The 21,613-nt window shown below is 73.1% G+C and carries 22 protein-coding genes; 9 read left to right on the top strand and 13 right to left on the bottom strand.

The window, feature by feature from the left end; translation table 11 throughout:
- Positions 1 to 22: 22 nt before the first annotated feature.
- The 3 genes from BM076_RS19060 to BM076_RS19050 all read left to right on the top strand — a co-directional run bounded on the left by BM076_RS19060 (position 23) and on the right by BM076_RS19050 (position 5,098).
- Positions 23 to 1,861: a complex I subunit 5 family protein gene (locus BM076_RS19060; RefSeq protein ID WP_093714840.1), complete on the top strand. Its 1,839-nt coding sequence runs from the start codon at positions 23 to 25 to the stop codon at positions 1,859 to 1,861.
- Between the two features lie 444 nt (positions 1,862 to 2,305).
- Positions 2,306 to 3,886, top strand: a complete 1,581-nt coding sequence (locus BM076_RS19055; RefSeq protein ID WP_093714792.1) for a CYTH and CHAD domain-containing protein — start codon at positions 2,306 to 2,308, stop codon at positions 3,884 to 3,886.
- 57 nt (positions 3,887 to 3,943) lie between these two features.
- Positions 3,944 to 5,098: a carboxylate-amine ligase gene (locus BM076_RS19050; protein ID WP_093714791.1), complete on the top strand. Its 1,155-nt coding sequence runs from the start codon at positions 3,944 to 3,946 to the stop codon at positions 5,096 to 5,098.
- Here the strand turns inward: BM076_RS19050 and BM076_RS19045 are convergent.
- Complete coding sequence (locus tag BM076_RS19045; protein ID WP_093714790.1) at positions 5,082 to 5,609, bottom strand: GyrI-like domain-containing protein; 528 nt, start codon at positions 5,607 to 5,609, stop codon at positions 5,082 to 5,084. The genes BM076_RS19050 and BM076_RS19045 overlap by 17 nt on opposite strands.
- Before the next feature lie 82 nt (positions 5,610 to 5,691).
- Between BM076_RS19045 and BM076_RS19040 the strand changes: the two genes are divergently transcribed.
- Together BM076_RS19040 and BM076_RS19035 are read left to right on the top strand one after the other, a co-directional pair.
- Positions 5,692 to 6,507, top strand: coding sequence for a GNAT family N-acetyltransferase (locus BM076_RS19040; protein ID WP_093714789.1), 816 nt, complete (start codon positions 5,692 to 5,694; stop codon positions 6,505 to 6,507).
- A 114-nt stretch (positions 6,508 to 6,621) separates the two neighbouring features.
- A complete protein-coding gene (locus tag BM076_RS19035; RefSeq protein WP_093714788.1) occupies positions 6,622 to 7,071 on the top strand; it encodes a MarR family winged helix-turn-helix transcriptional regulator in 450 nt (149 codons plus the stop codon).
- 7 nt (positions 7,072 to 7,078) lie between these two features.
- Here BM076_RS19035 and BM076_RS19030 read toward each other — a convergent pair whose 3' ends face one another.
- From BM076_RS19030 to BM076_RS19015, 4 genes are all read right to left on the bottom strand, one after another.
- A complete protein-coding gene (locus BM076_RS19030; protein WP_177246511.1) occupies positions 7,079 to 7,714 on the bottom strand; it encodes an HhH-GDP family DNA glycosylase in 636 nt (211 codons plus the stop codon).
- 94 nt (positions 7,715 to 7,808) lie between these two features.
- Entirely contained in the window at positions 7,809 to 8,219 is a 411-nt protein-coding gene (locus BM076_RS19025) for a DUF2795 domain-containing protein (protein WP_093714786.1), read from the bottom strand.
- A 150-nt stretch (positions 8,220 to 8,369) separates the two neighbouring features.
- Positions 8,370 to 8,567 (bottom strand): hypothetical protein, encoded by a 198-nt coding sequence (locus BM076_RS19020; protein WP_143120593.1) that lies wholly within the window; start codon positions 8,565 to 8,567, stop codon positions 8,370 to 8,372.
- 78 nt (positions 8,568 to 8,645) lie between these two features.
- Positions 8,646 to 9,278, bottom strand: a complete 633-nt coding sequence (locus tag BM076_RS19015; protein WP_093714784.1) for a DNA polymerase ligase N-terminal domain-containing protein — start codon at positions 9,276 to 9,278, stop codon at positions 8,646 to 8,648.
- A gap of 312 nt (positions 9,279 to 9,590) precedes the next feature.
- Between BM076_RS19015 and gndA the strand changes: the two genes are divergently transcribed.
- From gndA to BM076_RS18995, 4 genes are all read left to right on the top strand, one after another.
- On the top strand, positions 9,591 to 11,033 hold the full coding sequence (gene gndA, locus BM076_RS19010; protein ID WP_093714783.1) for an NADP-dependent phosphogluconate dehydrogenase: 1,443 nt from the start codon (positions 9,591 to 9,593) through the stop codon (positions 11,031 to 11,033).
- Positions 11,034 to 11,155: 122 nt separating this feature from the next.
- Entirely contained in the window at positions 11,156 to 11,512 is a 357-nt protein-coding gene (locus tag BM076_RS19005) for a PRC-barrel domain-containing protein (protein WP_093714782.1), read from the top strand.
- Positions 11,513 to 11,579: 67 nt separating this feature from the next.
- Complete coding sequence (locus BM076_RS19000; protein ID WP_093714781.1) at positions 11,580 to 11,837, top strand: DUF6479 family protein; 258 nt, start codon at positions 11,580 to 11,582, stop codon at positions 11,835 to 11,837.
- 114 nt (positions 11,838 to 11,951) lie between these two features.
- Positions 11,952 to 12,122, top strand: a complete 171-nt coding sequence (locus BM076_RS18995) for a hydrophobic protein (RefSeq protein WP_093714780.1) — start codon at positions 11,952 to 11,954, stop codon at positions 12,120 to 12,122.
- A 70-nt stretch (positions 12,123 to 12,192) separates the two neighbouring features.
- Here BM076_RS18995 and BM076_RS18990 read toward each other — a convergent pair whose 3' ends face one another.
- From BM076_RS18990 to BM076_RS18955, 8 genes are all read right to left on the bottom strand, one after another.
- Positions 12,193 to 14,553, bottom strand: coding sequence for a glycoside hydrolase family 65 protein (locus BM076_RS18990; RefSeq protein ID WP_093714779.1), 2,361 nt, complete (start codon positions 14,551 to 14,553; stop codon positions 12,193 to 12,195).
- Positions 14,550 to 15,293 (bottom strand): beta-phosphoglucomutase family hydrolase, encoded by a 744-nt coding sequence (locus BM076_RS18985; protein WP_093714778.1) that lies wholly within the window; start codon positions 15,291 to 15,293, stop codon positions 14,550 to 14,552. Before BM076_RS18985 ends, BM076_RS18990 begins: the two co-directional genes overlap by 4 nt.
- Before the next feature lie 108 nt (positions 15,294 to 15,401).
- Positions 15,402 to 16,061: an SAM-dependent methyltransferase gene (locus BM076_RS18980; RefSeq protein ID WP_093714777.1), complete on the bottom strand. Its 660-nt coding sequence runs from the start codon at positions 16,059 to 16,061 to the stop codon at positions 15,402 to 15,404.
- A 95-nt stretch (positions 16,062 to 16,156) separates the two neighbouring features.
- A complete protein-coding gene (locus BM076_RS18975) occupies positions 16,157 to 17,179 on the bottom strand; it encodes an NAD(P)/FAD-dependent oxidoreductase (protein ID WP_093714839.1) in 1,023 nt (340 codons plus the stop codon).
- 101 nt (positions 17,180 to 17,280) lie between these two features.
- The gene (gene efeU, locus BM076_RS18970) at positions 17,281 to 18,144 is read right to left on the bottom strand and encodes an iron uptake transporter permease EfeU (RefSeq protein ID WP_093714776.1); all 864 of its coding nucleotides are present in this window, start codon (positions 18,142 to 18,144) and stop codon (positions 17,281 to 17,283) included.
- Between the two features lie 53 nt (positions 18,145 to 18,197).
- A complete protein-coding gene (gene efeB / locus BM076_RS18965; RefSeq protein ID WP_093714775.1) occupies positions 18,198 to 19,559 on the bottom strand; it encodes an iron uptake transporter deferrochelatase/peroxidase subunit in 1,362 nt (453 codons plus the stop codon).
- Between the two features lie 158 nt (positions 19,560 to 19,717).
- Complete coding sequence (gene efeO / locus BM076_RS18960; RefSeq protein WP_093714774.1) at positions 19,718 to 20,860, bottom strand: iron uptake system protein EfeO; 1,143 nt, start codon at positions 20,858 to 20,860, stop codon at positions 19,718 to 19,720.
- 182 nt (positions 20,861 to 21,042) lie between these two features.
- Positions 21,043 to 21,576, bottom strand: a complete 534-nt coding sequence (locus BM076_RS18955; protein WP_093714773.1) for a GNAT family N-acetyltransferase — start codon at positions 21,574 to 21,576, stop codon at positions 21,043 to 21,045.
- Positions 21,577 to 21,613: the final 37 nt, after the last annotated feature.

Genomic DNA, 21,613 nt, shown 5'->3' with positions numbered 1-21,613 from the left:
GCCGGTGCTCGACCCGTCCAGGATGCTGCCGCTGACCGTCGCCCTGCCGCTGCTCGGCGCCGCCCTCCTGGTGGTGGCAGGACGGCTGCTGCCGCGTACCGCCAACGATGTGCTGGCCACCGCCGTCGCGGTCACGACCTGCGCGGCCCTGACGGTGCTGTGGCTGCGCGCGGGCGACGGCCGGGTGGTGAGCTGGGCGGGCGGCTGGCGGCCCCGGCACGGCGAGAGCGTCGGCATCGTGCTGGTCGGCGACCGGCTCGGCATCGGCCTGGCACTGCTGGCCGCCGTCCTCATAGTGGCCGTCCTTGCCTACTCCTGGCGCTACTTCGACGAGCCGCCCGAGCGGCACCGCGGCTCCTTCCCCGCGCTGCTGCTGCTCTTCGAGGCCGGCATGTGCGGTTTCGCGCTGACCGGCGACCTCTTCGACGCCTTCGTCTTCTTCGAGCTGATGGGCGTCTGCGCCTACGCGCTGACCGGCTACCGCGTCGAGGACTCGCGGCCGCTGCATGGCGCCCTCACCTTCGGCGTCGTCAACTCGCTCGCCGCGTACGGCACCCTGCTCGGCATCGGCCTGCTGTACGCCCGCACCGGCGAACTGGGCATGGCGCAGATCGGTGCCCAACTGGCCGGGCACCACACCGACGCCCTGCTGGTGACCGCCTTCGTCCTCACCGTCACCAGCATGCTCGTCAAGGCCGCCGCCGTGCCCTTCCACTTCTGGCTGCCCGACGCCCACGCGGTCGCGCCGACCCCGGTCTGCATGCTGATGTCCGGAGTGATGGTGGAACTCGGCGTGTACGGCACGGCCCGGATCTACGGCACCGTCTTCGCCGGACCGCACGGCATCCCGGCGCACGCCTACCAGCACACCATGATCGGCATCGGGGTGCTGACCGCGCTGGTCGGCGCGGTGATGTGCTGGCAGCAACGGCACCTCAAGCGCCTGCTGGCCTTCTCCACCATCGGGCACACCGGGCTGTTCCTGATCGGCCTCGGCCTGCTCGACCCGCACGCCACCGCGGGCACCGCCCTGTACGTGGCCGGGCACGCCGGGACCAAGGCCGCGCTCTTCGGACTCGTCGGGGTACTGCTCGACCGCCACGGCTCGGTGGACGAGCACGCGCTGCACGGCCGCGGCCGTGAACTGCGCCTGGCCGGCGGCCTGTTCCTGCTCGGCGGCCTCGCCCTGTCCGGCTTGCCGCCCTTCGGTACCGGCCTCGGCAAGGCGCTCGCCGAGCACGCGGCGGGGGAGTACGCGGGATGGCTGACCGCCGTCTACGTCCTGGTGTCCGCCGTGACCGGCGGCGCCGTCCTGCGGGCGGGGCTGCGGGTCTTCGGCGGGGCCGGACCCGCGCCGCGGCGCAGCCACGCCGACATCGAGACCAGTGGCGAGGGCGAGGAGCCCGAGGTGCGCGACCCGCGCAGGGCGGTGCCCTTGACGATGACGGTCGTGCCGGGGCTGCTGCTCGCCGGGAGCCTCGCGCTCGGCGTGCTTCCCGGCGCCGGCCGGGCCGTCGCCGCGGGCGCCCGTGCTTTCGGCGACCGCGCGGGTTACCTGGCGGACGTCACCGGCGCCCACGCGGCGCTTCCGCCGCCTCCACCCCCCACTGCCTGGACCGGCTCCGGGCTGCTCCTCGGCCTGCTCTCCTGCGGCCTCGCCATCGCTTTTGCCGCCGCCGCCGTATGGTTGCCCGCCGCTCCCGAACGTGCCCTCCGCGTCCTGCGCCGTCCCGCCGGCCCGGCCCACCGCTTCGCCGTCGTCCCCCTGCGCCGGCTCCACTCCGGCCTCCTCGGCGACTACCTGATGTGGCTGACCGTCGGTATGGCGGCTCTCCTCCTCGCGGTGGGCGCCCAACTGTGAGGGAATCGGTGCCCGAGGTCTCTTCCGGGCGCGGCGCCTGTACCCGCGCGTGCGGAGGACGGTCCCCGTCTGCGGAGGGCGGGTGCGTGTTCTCCTGCGGAGTGCGGTGCGTGATCCCCTGCCAGGGGTGCCTGATGTCTCCTGCGGAGTGCGGGAGTCATGTTTTTAGGGGCGCGGGGAACTGCGCGAGCAACCCACCACCGGGCCGGTGGTCGCAAAACAACAGCGTCTGCCCCGCTGTGGGCGGTTTTTCGCCTGAAGGCCCGCGCGGGCTGAGCGCGCAGTTCCCCGCGCCCCTATCGGGCACCCACTTCCGCCGACGCAGCGCGCGACCCCGCGCCCTAAAAGACTCGCTCGCCGTCAGGCGAAAGCCGCCCCCTCGGAGAGGGGCCGTCGTCCGTGCGTGCGGGGAACGGGGGTGCCCTGGACAGAGAGGGGCACGCGATGAGTATGACCACCATCCGAACGGAGCGAGAAGCCAAGTTCGAAGGAAGCGGCGTCTTCGACCCCGAGGCACTCCGGGGTCTCCCGGGCGTCGCCCGGATACGCGAGGAGGTCGCGGAGGAACTGGACGCCCTCTACTACGACACTGCCGACCTGCGCCTGCTGACGCACGGCATCACGCTGCGCCGCCGCCGCGGCGGCCACGACGCCGGCTGGCACGTGAAGATGCCCAAGCCGCAGGCGCACCGCGGGAACCGGGAGATCCACGCGCCGCTGAAGGCGGGAAAGGCCGGCGCCGTACCGCCCGAACTCGCCCGGAGACTGGCCGCGTTCGCACGCGGCGGCCCCCTCACACCGGTGGCACACGTCCGCACGCACCGCCGCCGTCATGTGCTGCTCGACAAGAAGGGCCGGCCGCTGGCCGAGGTCGCGCAGGACCGGGTCGCCGCGCAGGTGCTCGGGACGGAACGGCTGGGCGCGGCGGCGAAGAAGGACAGCGCGGACACCAGCACCCGCCTCACCCACTGGTTCGAGATCGAGGTCGAGCTGGAGGACGGCGGCCCCCGGCTGCTGGACGCCGCGGCGCGCCGCCTGGCCGACGCGGGCTGGTATCCGTCGCCCAGCGCCCACAAGCTGGACCACACCCTCGCCGAAGAACTGCCCGCGGCGCGCGAACGGGCCGGCGGCAGCCGGCGCAAGGTGCGGCCGGGCTCGGCGGGCGAGGCGATCATGCGGCGGCTCGACCAGCAGGTCTCCGCGCTGCTGGACCTGGATCCCGGAGTGCGCGCGGACGAGGCGGACGCCCTGCACGGAATGCGTACCGCCTCCCGGCGGATCCGCAATCTGTTGCGCAGCCACCGCCGGCTGCTCGACCGCGACCGCACGGAGCCGGTAATCCGCGAACTCGCCTGGCTCACCTCGCTGCTGGCACCCGCACGCGACCACGAGGTTCTGGCCGACCGGCTGCCGGCCCACATGCTGCGCCTCGGCCCCGAGCACCGCGCGGCGGCCCGCCGGATCGGCAAGCAGGAACGCGAACGGCACGACACCGCATGGCGGACCGCCGTCCTGGCGCTCGACGAGCCGCGCTACTTCGCGCTGCTCGACGCCCTCGACGCGCTGCGCGCCGACCCGCCGCTGCGGCGCAGGGCCCGCAAGCCCGCCCTTGCGCAGCTGAGCAAGGCCGCCGCACGCGACCACCGCAGGCTCGCCCGCCGGATCGCCGCGGCGCAGGCCGCCCCCGCGGGCGAGGAACGGGACCTGGCGCTGCACGCCGCCCGCAAGGCGGCCCGGCGCGTCCGGCACACCGCGGAGACCGCCCTGCCGTACGCGGGCAAGCGGGCCCGGCGGCTGCGCAAACGCGCCAAGGCCGTGCAGCAGGTGCTCGGCGAGCATCAGGACGCCGTCGTCGCGCGCGCCGCACTGCCGACGCTGGCCGTCGACGCCCACCGCGCGGGCGCCAACACCTTCGCGTACGGCCTGCTCCGGGCCCGGCAGGACGACCTCGCCGAGCGGGCCGGACGCGCGCTGCCGCACGTGTGGCACAAGGCCCGCAAGCGGCGGCTGACCCGCCTGACCTGACCTTTCTGGCCGCCGACCCGGCAGAATGCGTGCGCACGGCCGGGTTAGACGCCGGACATGGTCACGCTCGGTGTGGAAGAGGAATATCTGCTGCTGGACGACGGCACCGGGCTGCCCGCGGCGCGGGCGTCGCGGGTGCGGGCGGCCGCCGACCGGGAGGCGGGCCTGGCCGAGGGCGAGGTGGACAACGAACTGCTCCAGGCACAGGTGGAGGTCGCCACCCCCGTGTGCGAGGACCTGGCGGAGGTAGCGGCCCACCTCACGCGGTTCCGCAGGGCCGTGAGCGCCGCGGCGCGGCGGACCGGATGCCGCGTCGTCGCCACAGGCGCCGCCCCGGTCGCGGACCGCGAGCCGGTGCCGGTGCCGGTCACCGAGAAACCCCGCTATCACGCGATGCGCGCCCAGGCGGCGCACCTCGTGGACGAGCAGCTCATCAACGGCATGCACATCCATGTGGCGATACCGGACAGGTCGGCGGGCGCCGCCGCGCTCGGACGGCTGCGGCCGTGGCTGCCCGCTCTCGTGGCGCTCGGCGCCAACTCGCCGTTCTGGGACGGCCTGGACACCGGCTTCGCCAGCTGGCGCACCGTCGTCTTCGGCCGCTGGCCGGTCAGCGGCGTCCCGCCGTACGCGCGGGACGCCGCCGACTACGACGCCACCCTCGAACGGCTGCTCGCCACCGGCGTGATGCGCGAGCCGCACCAGGCGTACTGGCACGCACGGCTGTCCGACCGCTACCCGACGCTGGAGGTCCGGGCCCCCGACGTACAGCTCGACGTCCCCGACGCCGTCACGATCGCCGGGCTCACCCGCGCTTTGGTGATCACCGCGCTGCGCGAGGCCGACACGGGCACACCGCCGCTGATCCCGCCGCACGAGATCGTGCGGGCGGCCGGCTGGCACGCGGCCAGGCACGGGCTCGGCGGCGACCTCGTCGACCCGGTGAGCGGCGAACCCGCGCCCGCCGGAGCTGTCGTCGCCGCGCTGCTGGCGTATGTCGGTCCCGCGCTCGACGAGGCCGGCGACGCCGACCGGGTGACGTCCGGGGTGCGGCGGATCCTGGCCGAGGGAACCGGCGCCGTCCGCCAGCGCCATGCCCTGGCGGACGCCGGATTCGCCGGTCTGCTGGAACTGGTCGCCGCCGACCCCGCGACGGCGGACGTCGGCGCCCCCGCGACGGCGGACGCCGGGACGGTCAGTCGGCCAGCCTGAAGGCCAGCTCCGTCTCCCACTTGGAGGTGTCGGGCTGGACGCGCGGGTCGGTCAGATAGTTCTCCGTCCGGCAGCCCCATCGGTCACCGTCCTGCGACGGCGCCATGTCCCAGCGCAGACCGGCCGCGGCGGCCCAGTCGAGCAGCAGCGCGTTCGCGCCGATCAGACCGTCCGGGCCGCCGACATGCGTGTACGTCGCGAAGCGGCCCGCGGGCAGCACACCGGAGAAGAGGTCGCCGTCGGCGACCACGGCGCCGGCGACGGGCACGCCCGCCTCGATCTCCAACTGCCGTGCCATATCAATGACGTTGTACTTGAGGAAGGGCGGCCCGGCCGGTTCGACGCCGAGCGCGGCCAGCCGCCCGATGACCTCGGGGATGCGGTGCGCGACGGTCGCGACGGTGTCCATGGTGACGACCGACCGCACGCCCGCGTACGGCTGGGCGGCGCGGTCGACGATGCGTGGCGGGACATGCGCCCGAGGACTCGTGGAAGGTACGGAAGCAGTCATGTCCCGGTAGACCGCCCCGGCGCGCCGAACTCATCGGCCGGGCGGCGAAAACCACTTGCCGCCGTTCGTAGCCTTGGCTCATATGACGAACACCGACGGCCTGCTCGCGGCCTATGACGAGCAGATGCGGGGCGTACCGCCCAACCTCCCGGCCGGAGTCGTGGCCGAGCAGGACGGGCCGGTGCTGCGGTTGACGGGGCAGTTCCGCGGGTTCGTGAGCACACCGCCCGACCTCGGGGTGGACGGTGCGGAACTGGACCTGCTGATCGCGCGGCAGCGCGACCACTTCGCCGCGCGCGGCGAGTCCCTGGAGTGGAAGACCCGTGGCCACGACCGCCCGGCCGCGCTGCCCGACCGCCCGGCCGCGCTGCCCGACCGGCTGCGGGCCGCCGGCTTCCTCCCCGAGGAGCGGGAGACCGTACTGATCGGGCGGGCGCGGGAGATGGCCGCCGAGCCCGTACTGCCCGACGGGGTGGCGCTGCGCCAGGTCACCGCGGACGCCGACATGCGGCGGATCGCCGCCATGGAGTCGGTGGTCTGGGGCCAGGACTGGGCCTGGCTCGGCGACGACCTGATCGCCCGGGTCGCCGCCGCGCCCGACGAAGTCGCCGTCTTCGTGGCGGAGGCCGGGGGAGAGGTCGTCTCCGCGGCCTGGCTGGTGGTGCGCACCGGCACCGACTTCGCGGGTCTGTGGGGCGGATCCACGCTCCAGGAGTGGCGCGGACGCGGCATCTACCGCGCCCTGGTCGCCGTCCGCGCGTCCGTCGCCGCCGCCCGGGGCATCCGCTACCTCCAGGTCGACGCCTCCGACGACAGCGCGCCGATCCTGCGGCGGCTCGGCTTCCACGCGGTGACGACCACGACGCCGTACGTCTGGTCGCCGCCGCAGAGCGGCTGACCGCCCGACCACGACCGGCCGGACCCCGCAGCACGCACGAGCCCGACGCCGACCCGCCGCGCGTGACGCGCTCCCGTGCCGCCGCCGCGGCACCGGCTTCCCTACGGTAGAGGCATGGACGAGAGCACCGACGACATTTCAGAGACCGCGGTCCACGCGGCCCGTGACCTGCGGGTGGTGATCAGCCGCCTGCTGCGCCGGTTCCGCGAGATCGCCGGCACCCAGGACCTGACCCCTTCCCAGACCTCGGTGCTCAGCCGCCTCGGCAAGGGCGAGGAGGCCACGGCCAGCGCCCTGGCCACGGCGGAAGGCGTCCGCCCGCAGTCGATGGCCGTCGCCCTCGCCGCGCTCGACCAGCACGGGCTGATCGAGCGGCACCCCGATCCGCGCGACGGCCGCCGCCAGCTCATCGTCCTCACGGCGGCGGGCCGCGAACGCGTCCAGGGCAACCGCGCCGCCCGCGAGGAGTGGCTGGCCCGCGCCTTCCAGGACCGCTACACCCCCGAGGAACGCGCGACCGTCCTGGAGGCCCTGGCACTCCTGGAACGCCTCACGCACCCCTGAGGACCGGTCAGGTGCTCGTGCCCGCCGGACGCGCGCCGAGCGCCGCCCGTACCAGCGCGGCGGCGACGACCGCCGGCTCGGCCCCGTCCGCCAGTCGCATCAGCGCGGCGGGCCGGTCCGGCAGACCGAGCCGCTCGGCGCCCTCCAGGGCCTTGGTGTCCAGATAGGGCGCCACACCGGTCCACACCCGCTGCGCCTCGCGCAGGAAGATGTCCGCGCCCGCGGGCCCGATCCCGGGGAAGCGGCGCAGGGCCCGCCGGAGGTCGGTGACCCGGCCGTCCGCCGCGTCCCGCAGCCGTCGCAGGTCGCCGCCGTACTCGTCGAGGAGCAGCCGGGCGCCGTCGCCGAGCTGGGTGGCGGTCCTTTCGTCGTAGCGGCGGTAGCCGCCCCGGCCGAGGGCGTCGACCCGGCGCTGCCATGTCGCGTCCGCCATCGCCCGCGGCCCGCGCAGCCCGTCGTCGGCGAGTGCGCGGGCCGCGGCGACGGCGATGTCGCCACGGATCCTGGCGCTGAGCAGATGGGCCAGGACGAGCAGCCGGTACAGCGGCTGCGGGGTGTCGCGGAGCCGGATTCCGGCCTCCTCGGCGTACGTACGGCCCTGCTCGGCGAGCAGGCGGCTCATCACTTCGCGTCGCGTGGGCATCGCTGCCCCCTCATCCGGATCGGAGCGCCGGTCGAACGGTCACGGACGCGGACTTCGGCCCGCCGCCGCGGGCCCCGCCCGCGGTACTCCGGCGTCAGCCCCGGCCGCGCTCGGCGCCGAGACCGAGTGCCGTCACGACGCCCTGGAGATTGGGATAGGTGTCGGCCGCGGGAAGGCGGGAGACCAGTGCGGTGAGGCCGTCGGGAGCCTGGTGGCGGCGCAGCGACGCCAGCAGGGTGGCACGGTCGGCCGGGTAGACCGAGCGCTCCAGGTGCCTGGCAAGTTCGCTGCGGACGATCACGTCCTGCGGCGTCATGCCCGCGGGCGCGCCCGCCGCGCCACCTGCCGGCTGCCGGGCCGCGAGCGGCTGGTCCTCGCCGGACGGCTGCGGCTCGTACTGCTCCTCGACCCGCACGGCGCGATTGGCCTTGAGATCGCCCTGCATCTCCTTCTTCAGCTCGTTGTCGCGCGCGGGGCCGGTCTTGTTGCTTCCCTGGTCCGTCACAGTGCCTCCTGATCGGAGTGGTCATGCGGCGGAGCGGTTGGCTGCCGTACGGCAGTCGGTGACGTCACCAGCTCCGCCACCGTCCTGTCGTTGGCCGTACCCGCCCGTTTCGCCCCGAAACGTGGATACGGGGCCGCGGGCCGGCCGGTGTCAGACCAGCGCGACGATCAGGACGATCACCGCGGCCAGCACGATCACCCCGAGACCGATGAGGAAGGCGCCCTTGGCGCCGCGCGGCGTGTCGGCCGGCTCCTGCACGGGCTCGCTGGTCTGGCCCCAGTCGCGGCCGTTCTCCCGCTCCCAGCGCGGACGCGGTTCGGGAGTCGCGGAGGTGCTGTGCTCGGACATGGCGTCGTCCTCCTCGCCGGGGCGGTGGCCCCTCGCGGGGCGGCTGCCCGCCCGCGGGACGGCCAAACGACGGCGCGCTTAGGACCCGTCCTGCGGCTCCTCGCGCCGTACGCCCGCGAGGGTGCGGCCGGACAGCACCGAGCGGGCCCGGTGCGGGTCCGGGGTGGTGGGGCGGCCCGGCGTGCTGTGCGCGTCCTTCTTCTTGACCAGCAGCCACGCCGGATCGGCCGCGTCCCCGGCGCCGCCGTCCGGGCCCTGGTGGATCCGGGTGAGCGCGTAGGCGCCGCGCAGCTTCGTCCCGTGCAACTCGAAGGAGGCGTGACCGCGTTCCAGGGCCCGCGCGAACGCCTCGGGCCCGCCGTCCACCAGCGGGTGATACGTGCCGTGGTCCCACACGATGACCGGGCCCGCGCCGTACTGGCCGCCCGGGATCATGCCCTCGTACCCGCGGTACTCCAGCGGGTGGTCCTCGGTCGGCACCGCGAGCCGCTTGTCGCGCGGGTCGGTGGAGGGGCCGCGCGGCACCGCCCACGACTTGAGCACCCCGTCGACCTCCAGCCGGAAGTCGAAGTGCATCCGGGTCGCGTCATGGATCTGCACCACGAAGGACGGGTCCTCGCCGGGCGCCGCGGCGCCGCCCTCCGGCTCGTCGGTGCGGTCGAAGCGCCGCATCCCGCGGTATTTCGCCAGCCGGTCCTGCTGCTCCGCCACGGCGACTCCTCTCCGCTACCGCCCCGTGGACGCCCCTGCCGTACGGGTCCGTACGGGCCGCCCCTGTCATCATCCGGCAGCCCGGCGCTCCCGGCCCGGCCGGATCCGCCGTCAGCCGCTCGCCGTCCACCGTGGCGGGTACACGTGCCGCGTACGGGTGGCTGGACGGAGCCGGAAGGGGCAGGCTCGGCAGTGGCCGCCACGGGAAGCGCACGGCACCGGCGACCGTTGCACACCAAGAGATCGACCGGCCGCGCCCGGACCACGGACACCGCGGCGGACCGGCACCCGTGAGAAACGTGGAGAGATCGCATGAGCGCATCGGCGGACATCGGCGTCACCGGGCTGGCAGTGATGGGCAGCAACCTCGCCCGGAATTTCGCCCGCCACGGCTTCACCGTGGCCCTGCACAACCGCACCACCGCCAAGACCGACGCCCTGGTCGAGGAGCACGGCGACGAGGGGAATTTCATCGCGGCGCGCACCGCCGAGGAATTCGTCGCCGCCCTGGAACGGCCCCGGCGGCTGGTCATCATGGTGAAGGCCGGCGAGGCCACCGACGCCGTGATCCAGGAATTCGCGCCGCTGCTGGAATCCGGCGACGTCATCATCGACGGCGGCAACGCGCACTTCGCCGACACCCGCCGCCGCGAGAAGGAACTGCGCGAGCGCGGCATCCACTTCGTCGGCGTCGGCATCTCCGGCGGCGAGGAGGGCGCGCTCAACGGGCCGTCCATCATGCCCGGCGGCTCCGCCGAGTCCTACGAGTCGCTCGGCCCGCTGCTGGAGCGGATCGCCGCGAAGGCGAAGGACGGAACGCCCTGCACGACGCACATCGGCCCGGACGGCGCCGGCCACTTCGTGAAGATGGTGCACAACGGCATCGAGTACGCCGACATGCAGCTCATCGCCGAGGCGTACCACCTGCTGCGCGAGGTCGCGGGCTACTCGCCCGCGCAGATCGCCGAGATCTTCACGACCTGGAACACCGGGCGCCTCGACTCGTACCTGATCGAGATCACCGCGCAGGTGCTCGCGCACACCGACGCCGCCACCGGCAAGCCCTTCGTCGACGTCGTCGCCGACCAGGCGGAGCAGAAGGGCACCGGCCGCTGGACCGTACAGATCGCGCTCGACCTCGGCGTCCCCGTCTCCGGCATCGCCGAGGCCGTCTTCGCCCGGTCGCTGTCCGGCCACGGCGGGCTGCGGGCCGCCTCGCGCGACCTGCCGGGCCCGTCGGTCGCGACACTCGGCGAGGCCGAGGCCGCCGCCTTCGCCGACCGGGTGGAGCAGGCGCTGTACGCGTCCAAGATCGTCTCCTACACGCAGGGCTTCCACCAGATCCAGGCCGGCAGCGAGACCTACGACTGGGACATCGACCTGGGCGCCGTCGCGTCGATCTGGCGCGGCGGATGCATCATCAGGGCCGCGTTCCTGGACCGGATCAGGTCCGCCTACGACAGTCGGCCCGACCTGCCGAGCCTGCTGTCGGACAAGCAGTTCTCCGACGAGATCGGCGCGGCGCAGGACGACTGGCGCTCGGTGGTGGCCACCGCCGTCGAGCACGGCGTCCCCACCCCCGGTTTCTCGGCGGCGCTGGCGTACTACGACGCGCTGCGCGCCGAGCGGCTGCCCGCGGCGCTCACCCAGGGCCAGCGCGACTACTTCGGTGCGCACACCTACCGGCGCACCGACCGCGAGGGTTCCTTCCACACGCTGTGGGGCGGTGACCGCTCGGAGGTGAGCACCGACTGACCGGGGCCGGTTCCGGGGCCCGGTCAGGCGCCGCGGGTGACCCGACTGCCGCACGCGTGTGGCGGCCGGAGCGGGGCAGACGCACAGTGAACGGGTAGCTGACGTCACCCAGGAGGTTCGCCATGATCAAGCCCGCAGATCTCCGCGAATGGCGGGACCACGACGTGGTGGACGAGGAAGGGCACAAGATCGGCGCCCTCGAGGCGGTGTACGTGGACACCGGTACGGACGAGCCGCTGATGGTGACCGTCCAGATCGGCCTGCCCACCCGGCACCGGCTCACCTTCGCGCCCGTCGTGGACGTGATCGTCGGTCCGGGCTGGGTGAAGGTCCCCTACGGCAAGGCTCTGGTGAAGTCGGCCCCCTCCATCGGCACGGACGATGTCCTGCCGGTCGAGGACGAGGCGGCGATCTTCGAGCACTACGGGCTGCCGTACAAGCCCAGCGCCGAAGGGGTACGTCTGCTGGCCCGTCGCTGAAGGACGGGGACGGCACGGCACGACCGCCGAACCGCCGCCCCTTGCGCACCGACAGAGGAAGGTCGTCATGCACTCCGCCCTGCGGAACACCTCTGAACTGGCCATGTCCACCGGGGCGGCGTGGGCGATCGGCATCGCGATCGTCGTCCTCGTCGTCCTGCTCGGCGGATTTCTGCTCGGCAGCAGAAGGACCGCGCGCAGATCGGCCCCGCCGGCGCCGCCCGAACGGCAGCCGGCGCCGACCAGGGAACGCGCCGGATCCTGGCATCCGCCCGAGGAGAGCGAGACGCGGCACAGCCGCGCGACGCCGCCGGACGAGCGGTAGCGCCAGTCCTCGGCACGCCGCCCTCCCACCCCGCGACGGGGCCGGGAGGGCGGCGTTTTTCGTGCGCATGAACGAATAAGGCGCGGGAACGCGGACGTCAGGAGGTTGGTAATCATGGGACCACTGATCGTCGTACTGCTTCTCGCACTGCTGCTGTTCGGTGTCGGCTTCGCCGTCAAGATCCTCTGGTGGGTCGCGCTGGTGGTGCTGGTGTTGTGGCTGCTGGGCTTTGTCGCCCGCGGCACCAATGCCAGTGGAAGCCGGGGCCGCTGGTACCGGTGGTAGCGCGGACACCGGCCGTCCGCAGCAGATCGCCGTGGGTCCGGCCGCCACTGGCGGCCGGGCCCCCTTCACATCAGCTCGGCCGCTGATTGCGGCGGCGCGGCGCGCGGCCGGGCGGCTGCGCGGGCTGCGGCAGATGGGTGATCTTCGGCAGGTCACGGCTGACCGGGTGCTCACCGGTCAGCATGAACGGCTTCTCGTAGTGCAGCACTTCGATCGGCTCGCCCGCGGCGAGGGTGTACGTCGCCTTCGTCCGGGTGACCTCCACCCGCAGCCGGCGGCCACGGAAGGCCAGCCGGAAGGCGATCCGGCTGAGCGCGTCCGGCAGCCGGGGCGCGAACCGGATCGGGTCGCCGTCGAAGAGCCGCATCCCGCCGAGGCCCGACACCAGCGCCGTCCACGTACCGGCGAGCGCCGCGATGTGCAGGCCGTCCCGGGAGTTGTTCTCCAGGTCGCCGAGGTCGATCAGCGCCGACTCGCCAAGGTAGTCGTAGGCCAGTTGGAGATGGCCGACCTCCGCGGCGATGATCGACTGGCAGTACGCCGACAGCGACGAGTCGCGTACCGTCAGCGGCTCGTAGTAGGCGAAGTTGCGGATCTTCTGGGCGTGTTCGAAGGCGTCGCCGCGCAGGAACATCGCCAGCACCAGATCGGCCTGCTTGACCACCTGCTTGCGGTACAGGTCGAAGTAGGCGTAGTTGAGCAGCAGCGGATAGTGCGCGGAATCGGTCTCGGCGAAATTCCACACCTGGTGCCGGGTGAAACCCTTGGACTGCTCGTGCACCCCCAGTTCGTCGTTGTACGGCAGCGTCATGGCCGCCGCCGCGTCCCGCCAGGCCGCCGTCTCCTCGTCGGTGATGCCCAACTCGTGCGCCCGGCGCGGGTGCCGCTCGGCGGCGTCGGCCGCGGCGACCAGATTGGCCTGCGCCATCAGATTGGTGTAGGCGTTGTCGTCGCTGATCGCGCTGTACTCGTCGGGTCCTGTGACACCGTCGATGTGGAACGCCCCGGAGTGGTCGTGGTGACCCAGCGAACGCCACAGGCGGGCGGTCTCGGTGAGCAGTTCGAGGCCGATGTTCTCCTCGAAGTCGCGGTCCCCCGTCGTGGTCACATAGCGCGCCACCGAGTCGGCGATGTCCGCGTTGATGTGGAAGGCTGCGGTGCCGGCCGGCCAGTAGCCGGACGCCTCGTCGCCGTTGATGGTCCGCCAGGGGAAGGCCGCGCCCGCCAGACCGAGCTGCCGGGCCCGCTCCTGCGCGGCGGGCAGCGTGTTGTGCCGCCAGCGCAGCACCTCGGCGGTCGCCCGCGGCGAGGTGAAGGTCAGCACGGGCAGCACGCACGTCTCGGCGTCCCAGAAGGTGTGACCGTCGTAGCCGGAGCCGGTCAGGCCCTTGGCCGGGATGGCCCGCTCCTCGGCCCGCGCACCGGCCTGGAGGACGTGGAACAGACCGAAGCGCACCGCCTGCTGGATCTCGGTGTCGCCGTCGACCTCGACATCGGCGCGGTCCCAGAAGTCGTCGAGGTAGGCGCGCTGCTGGGCCAGCAGCCCGTCCCAGCCGGTGTCGCGCGCGCCGACCAGGGCGGCGTCCGCCTGGCCGCGCAGCGCGGGCAGCGAGCGGGTCGCGGACCAGCCGTAGGCGACGTACTTCTCCACCCGCAGCCGCTGCCCCGACTCCAGCACCGAGGTGACGGTCAGCCGGCTGACGTCGTCGTCGGACTCCGAGGAGAGCTTGGTGGCGTCGGGCCCCGCGACCACATGGTCCGCGGCGGCGGCCAGCCGCAGCTTGCTGCGCGCGGTGGAGTGCACCAGGCGCAGCCGGGTGCCGGCCGCCGAATTCTCCTCCGGCACCAGCGGGTTCTCCAGCGCCGCCGCCCGCCGCGGGTCGCCCTTGCTGCGCGGCACTTCCTCGTTGGCCACCAGCTCCGACTGCACGACCACCCGGACGCTGCCGTCCAGCGGCTCCACCTCGTAGGCGATCGCGGCGACCGCGCGGTGGGTGAAGGAGACCATCCGGGTGGATGTCACCCGCACCGCGCGGCCGGCGGGGGAGACCCACTCGCACACCCGGCGCAACACCCCGTCCCGCAGGTCGAGTTCGCGTTCGTGCGCGCGGATGGTGCCGTACCGCAGGTCGAACGGCTCGTCGTCCACCAGCAGCCGGATGATCTTGCCGTTGGTGACATTGATGACGGTCTGCCCGGACTCCGGGTCGCCGTAGCCTGCCTCGGCGTACGGCAGCGGGTGGCTCTCGTACAGGCCGTTGAGATACGAGCCGGGAAGTCCGTTGGGCTCGCCCTCGTCGAGATTGCCGCGCCAGCCGATGTGGCCGTTGGACAGCGCGAAGACGGACTCGCTCTGCGGCAGCACCTCGAGATTCAGCTCGGACTCGCGCAGCGTCCAGGGGGCGACCTCGTAGGCCGGGTCGGTGATCACGCGGTGGCTCCGATCAGGTCGGCGAGGTCTTCGACCACCGTATCCGCACCGTGCTGCCGCAGCGCGGCGGCCTGGCCGACGCGGTCCACACCGACGACGAAACCGAAGTGCCCGGCCCGGCCCGCGTCCATGCCGACCAGCGCGTCCTCGAAGACCGCCGCCCGGGCGGCGTCGAAGCCCAGGTCAGCGGCGGCGGCCAGGAAGGTGTCCGGGTGCGGCTTGCCCGGCAGGTGCCGCTCCTTGGCGGTCGCACCGTCCACCCGCACGTCCAGCAGGTGTTCGATGCCCGCCGAGACCAGTACGTCGCGGCAGTTCGCGCTGGAGGAGACCACGGCGGTCCGCAGACCCGCCGCGCGGACCGCCTCCAGATAGCGCACCGAGCCGGGATACGGCTTGACGCCCTGGGTGCGGATCTTCTCCAGTACGGCGTCGTTCTTGCGGTTGCCGAGGCCGTGCACGGTCTGCTTGTCCGGTGGGTCCTCGTCGTCGCCCTCGGGCAGTTCGATGTGCCGGGAGGCGAGGAAGCTGCGCACCCCGTCGGCGCGCGGCCGGCCGTCGACGTACTCGTCGTAGTCGGCCGTCGCGTCGAACGGGCGGAAACCGTCGCCGTCCCGCTCCCGCAGGAAGTCGTCGAAGGTCTCCTTCCACGCGGCGGCGTGCACCAGCGCGGTGGGCGTCAGCACTCCGTCCAGGTCGAAGAGGCAGGCTCGTACGCCAGAGGGCAGTCCGATCTCCGTCATGCGCCTCACGTTCCCACTCGTACCTGACGCCATGCCGACCGGGGGGTGAAGACCCCCGACTCGCCGAACAGCGGCGGGCCGGGGACGGGGCGGGTACGGGCGCGCCGCTCAGCGCGCGGCCGGCAGCCTGCGGACCTTCACGGCATTGTCGGTGCGGGTGGTCGGCCGGCCCTCCGGGTCGTTCTGGATCCGCTCGTGCTCGGCGCACAGCAGCACCTCCCAGGCGCCGTCCGGCAGTTCGAGACCGGCCAGCACCTCCTGCGGCGACGGCAGGTGCACCTCGGGGTGCGGGTTCTTCTCCCAGGACGGGAAGCCCGAGTGACCGACGACGAGCAGCACGCCCTCGGGCGCGACAGCGGCGGCGGCCCGCCGCAGGATCTCCTCGCGCGGCATCTCGCCGAGCGTGTGCAGGAATTGGGCGGAGACGAGGTCGTACGAGCCCTCGGGGAAGGACTCGCCGAGGTCGTGCCGCTGCCAGTCGATCCGGTCGCCGACACCTGCCTGCGCGGCGTGCCCTGCCGCCCGGTCGAGCGCGACCCCCGAGATGTCCACGGCGGTGACCCGCCAGCCCTCCTTGGCCAGCCAGATCGCGTCGGCGCCCTCCCCACAGCCCAGGTCCAGCGCGCGGCCCGGCAGCAGCCCCGCGGCCTCGCGCACCAGGACGGTGTTGGGGTTGCCGCTCCAGATCCGCGCCTTCTCGCCGTAGCGCGCGTCCCAGAACTCCCGCCCCTGGAGCGGCTGGTCGGCGGCGTGCGTGTCCTCGGTCATCGGTCGCTCCCTTTCCCCGGCGTGTCCCGCCGCCGTCTGCCTCGTGTGTCGTTCCTCGGTGCGCCTGGTCGCCGGCCCCGGCCGGTCCGCCGGCATCAGACGGCGTCCGCCGTGGCCCGGCGCGCCGCGACCGCGCGGACCGTCTCCTGCTCGGTCAGGTCCGCGTTGATCGCCGCCGCGGCCCGTACGCCCGCGGCCGCCGCACCGATGAGGACGTCGGTCGGAGCGGTGACGTTGCCCGCCACCCAGACGCCCGGCACCGAGGTGGCCTGGGTCGGGTCGGCGTCCACCCGGTCGCCGACCGGCACGCCGCCCATCTCCAGGCCGACCTTCGCCAGGCCCAGGTCGGTGAGCAGGTCGGTCCTGGCGCTGACGGGGGCGGCCACCACCAGAGCCTGGCAGGGGACGACCCGGCCGCCGTCCAGCGCCACGCCGGTGAGCCGGTCGTCGGTCACCGCGAGCGACTCGACCGTGCCGTCGACCACGGCGATGCCGCGCGCGGCCAGCCGTTCGTACTGCTCGTCGTCCGGTTCGGGCGCGGTGTGCAGGAAGAGGGTGACGTCCGCGCTCCACTGCCGCCACATCAGCGCCTGGTGGACCGCGAGCGGGCCGGTGCCGAGCACACCGACGGCCTGGTCGCGCACCTCCCAGCCGTGGCAGTACGGGCAGTGCAGCACATCGCGGCCCCACCGCCGCGCGAGCCCCTCGACGTGCGGCAGCTCGTCCACCAGGCCGGTCGCCAGCAGCAGGCGGTCGGCGCGGACCGCGCGGCCGTCGTCGAGGACGACCCGGAAGCCGCCGTCGGCCAGGCGTGCGGCGGAGACGGCGCGGCCCTCGGTGATCTCGCCGCCGTAGCGGCGCACCTCGTCGTGGCCGGTGGCCAGCAGCTCCGCCGGTGGCGCGCCCTCCCGGCCCAGGTAGTTGTGGATGCCGTCGGCCGGCGCGTTGCGCGGCTCGCCCGCGTCGATCACCAGCGCCGAGCGGCGCGCCCGGCCCAGCGTCAGCGCGCCGCTCAGTCCCGCGGCGCCGCCGCCCACCACCACGACGTCGTAGCGCCGCTCCTCACCGGCGTGCCCGGGCCCGCCGGCCGTTCCGTACTCGTTCACCGTCTCGGTCATGGTGACCACCTCCGTTTCCGGAGCATCGGACACCTAGGCGGCCGTGGCAAACTTTGTTGCCGGAACAGCAATATCGGGGGGACGGGGCCGGGGCGGTCGGGTCAGTGCGCCGTCTCGGTGCTCGCCGTCGGCTCGGGGGAGACCCGCGCGGCCGGGGCCGGGCGGCTGCCGCCGGGGCGGCGGAAGAAGAAGTACAGCGTCGGCACCAGATAGGCGAACCAGGCGCACAGCTGCAGCACGGTCGGGTCGGGCTGGAAGTTGAAGATGCCCTTGAGCAGCGTGCCGTACCAGCTGTCCGGCGGGATCGTGGAGCTGATGTCGAAGGCCAGATTGTTCAGGCCGCCGATCCAGCCCGCCTCCTGGAGGTCGTGCAGACCGTACGCGAGGACACCGCCGGCGACCACGACCAGCATGCCGCCGGTCCAGGTGAAGAACTTCGCCAGATTGATCCGCACCGCACCCCGGTAGAACAGCCAGCCCAGGATCACCGCGGTGACCAGACCGAGCATCGCGCCGACCAGCGGACGCGCCCCGTCGTCGCTGGACTGCACCGCGGTCCACACGAACAGCGCCGTCTCCAGGCCCTCGCGGCCCACCGACAAGAATGCGGTGACGACCAGCGCGGTGGTGCCCATGGCGAGCGCCGCGTCCAGCTTGCCCTGCAGTTCGGCCTTCAGATGGCGGGCGGTGCGGCGCATCCAGAACACCATCCACGTCACCAGGCCGACCGCGACGATGGACAGTGAACCGCCCAGCGCCTCCTGGGCCTTGAAGGTGAGCTCGGACGAGCCGAACTGGAGCAGCGCGCCGAAGCCGAAGCTCAGCACGACCGCGGCGCCGATGCCGGTCCAGACCGGCGGCAGGCTCTCACGGCGGTCGGACTTGACCAGGTAGGCGATCAGGATGCAGACGATCAGGCTTGCTTCGAGACCTTCTCGGAGGCCGATCAGATAGTTGGCGAACACGGCGGTACTCCAGGGGCCGGGACGGTTGGGACGCTGGTCGGGGGCGGGTGGCGTCAGCCGAGCAGGGCTTGCCCCCACCACTCGCCGGGTTTGCGGACGCCGGGCGGGCACGCGAAGTGCGCGGAACCGACGTGCTGGATGTACTCGTTGAGCGCGTCGTTGGCGGCGAGCCGCCGCTGCAGCGGCACGAACGCCTTGCGGGTGTCGCGCTGGTAGGCCAGGAAGAACAGGCCGGCGTCGAGGCGGCCGAGCCCGTCGGTGCCGTCGGTGAAGGAGAAGCCGCGGCGCAGGATCCGCAGCCCGCCGTTGGTGTCCGGGTGGGCGAGGCGGACGTGCGAGTCCTTCGGCAGCCGCGCCAGGTCGGGCGTGTCGCGCTCGCGCTGCTTGCCGTACGGCGCGCCCTCGCCCTTGGTGCGGCCGAAGACGTCCTCCTGCGCCTTGAGACCCTCGCGGTCCCAGGTCTCGATGTGCATCCGGATCCGGCGCGCCACCAGGTACGAGCCGCCGGTCATCCAGTCCTGGCCGTCGCCGGGAGCCGCCCAGACATGGTCCTTGAGCGTCGCGGTGTCGGTGCCCGCGATGTTGTGGGTGCCGTCCTTGAAGCCCATCAGATTGCGCGGGGTCTGGGCGTCAGGAGTGGTCGAGGAGGTCTTGCCGAAGCCGAGCTGCGACCAGCGCACCGAGACCTTGCCCATGCCGATCCTGGCCAGATTGCGGATCGCGTGCACCGCGACCTGCGGGTCGTCCGCGCACGCCTGGACGCACAGGTCGCCGCCGCTGCGGGCCGGATCGAGACTGTCGCCGGGAAAGTGCGGCAGGTCCACCAGCGCCGCGGGCCGCCGCGCGCGCAGCCCGAACCGGTCGGTGCGGGTGCCGTCCGCGTCGACCTGCTCGAACAGGCTCGGGCCGAAGCCGATGGTGAGGGTCAGCCGGGACGGCGGCAGACCCAGCGCCTCACCGGTGTCGTCCGGCGGCGCCTCGGCCAGCCCGTCCACCGCGCCCTGGCCGACCTCGCGGCCCGCGGTCATCGCGGCGGCGGCGCTGGTCCACTCCTTGAGCAGCGCCGCCAGCTCCTTGCGGTCGTCGGTGAGGACGTCGAAGGCGGCGAAGTGCAGCCGGTCCTGCACAGGGGTGGCGATGCCCGCCTGATGGTCGCCGTAGAAGGCGATCGCCCCGTCCGAGACCGTGGTGCCGCTGTCCGAGCCGCCGCTCACGGCCGCGGCGACCGAACCGCCGCCCGCCGCGCCGAGCGCCAGCCCGGCGCCGGCCCAGCCCATGACCGCCCGGCGGCTGAGGCCCGTGGCCCGCTCGGCGGTGGGCTCGTCGGCGGCCTCGTCGGGAGCGGGTCCGTCGGCGGCGGGCCCGTCGGGAGTGGACCGGTCGCCGTGGGTGCCGGCCGCGTCTGCTCCGCCCATGAGTTGGTGCCCTTCTTGTCGGCTGTGCGTACTGCGTACTGCTGCGGTGCGGTTCCGGGCCCCGCCGCGCCGCAGCCGTGGCACGCCCCTCGCGGGGTGTGCCACGGCTCGGTGAGCTGCGGTGGGACGTCGGTGGGGTGCGCGCGGGGGCGCGGGGGCTACTTGGCGGGCGCGACGGCCGCGGCGAGCTTGGACAGCGGCTCGGCGAGCGCGTTCACCGCGTCGGAGAACGCCTTGCGCTCCTTCTCGGTGACCTTGTCGTAGGAGACGAAGCCGTCACCCTGCCGGTACTTGTCCAGCAGCGTCTGGATGTCGGCGAATTCGGTGTCCAGCGTCTTCGACAGCTCCGGGTCCTTCTCGGACGCGACCGGCTTCAGCAGCTCGTACGCCTTGCGGGCGCCGTCCACATTGGCGTTGAAGTCCGACAGGTCGGTGTGGCTGTAGCGGTCCTCCTCACCGGTGACCTTGCCGGTGGCGACCTCGTCCAGCAGTTCCTTGGCGCCGTTGGCCATGCTGGTGGCGGTGATGTCGGCGGTGCCGACGCGCTTCTGCCAGTCCTTGAGGTCGGCGACGAGCTGGTCGGCGAGCGTGCTGTCCTCCGGCGTCAGCTTGCCGGTGGTCCACAGCGTCTTCTCCAGCCGGTGCCAGCCGGTCCACTTCTGGCCGTCCTCCAGACCGTCCTCACGGGTGTCGGTCTTGGGGTCGATGTCGCCGAAGCTCTCGGCCACCGGCTCGGTGCGCTCCCAGCCGACGCGCGACGGCGCGAAGGCGGCCTTGGCGGCGGCGACGTCGCCGGCCTTGACCGCGTCGGCGAACTTCTGCACCAGCGGGATGGTCAGATCCGCCTGCTCCTGCGAGTACTTGCGGTAGGAGGCGACCGCCTGGTCCAGGCGCGGGTCGCCGGGCTTGGGCGCGTTCGCACCGGTGACGGTGATCTTCTGCCGGATGCCGTCGCCCTTCATGCCGGGCTTGCAGGCGATCTCGTACGCGCCCGCCTTGATCTGGGCGGTGATGCTGGCGCTGGTGCCGGGGCCGATGTTCTCCCGCTCGGTGACGATGCGGTCGCCGGGGGCGTAGACGTAGACCTCGGTGACCTTGGAGCCCTTGTTGTGCAGGTCCAGGCTGACGGTGCCGGAGGGGAACTCGGTCTTGGAGACCTTGCAGGAGTTGTCGGCCGCGTCCACGCGTATCGCGCCGTCGGAGGAGGCGTCGCTCTTCTTGGCGCAGCCGGTGACCGCGGCCGTGCCGAGAACGACGAGGGAGAGCAGGGCGACGGCGGAGGCTCTGGGCACGGCAGACATGGGTCAACAACTCCACGGGCAGGAAAGGAGAACGGCGGGGACGACAGGGATGCGCAGGCAGGTGCTACCGCAAGGTTGCCTTAGGCAAGGCAAACCTTAGTGAAAAGCCTGTGATGTGTCCATGTGACCGGCGTCGCTCGCTGTGTGCCCTCCGTCCCACTCGTGCACCGTGGCCGGTCCGTTCAGGCCCGGTATTCGGTGAGGTCGATGGCGTGCACCCGCAGTGGCCGTCCCGACAGCGGGTGGGTGGTCTCGCGCTCCGGCGTCAGGCCGAGCTTGCGCATCACGTTCTCCGAGGCGTGGTTGCCGATCTGCGCGATGCTGATCACCCGGTCCAGACCGCGGTCGGTGACGGCGAAGTCCAGGGCCGCCTGCGCCGCCTCCGAGGCGTACCCCTGTCCCCAGAACTGGCGGCCGAGCCGCCAGCCGATCTCCACCGCGGGCAGCACCTCGGGCAGGAAGTACGGGACGGCGAGACCGGTGAAACCGGCCAGCTCGCCCGAGCCGAGGAGTTCGACGGCGAACAGGCCGAAGCCCTCGTCGTCCCACTCGTCCTCCCACCGCTGGATGGACTCGGCGGTCTGTTCCAGGTCGCGCGGCGTCCCGTCGCCGATGAACCGCATGACCTGCGGGTCGGCGTTGATCTCGGCCATCGGCGCGAGGTCGTCCTCGCGCCAGCGGCGCAGCAGCAGGCGGGGTGTGCGGATCTCGGTCATGGCCCCATCCTGCCGACGGCCGGGGCCGGGCCACAAG

The sequence above is a fragment of the Actinacidiphila alni genome (genome assembly GCF_900112845.1).
GTDB lineage: Bacteria > Actinomycetota > Actinomycetes > Streptomycetales > Streptomycetaceae > Actinacidiphila > Actinacidiphila alni.
The sequence above is the reverse complement of the archived record's forward strand: the minus strand, read 5'-3'. Positions and strand labels throughout refer to the sequence as shown.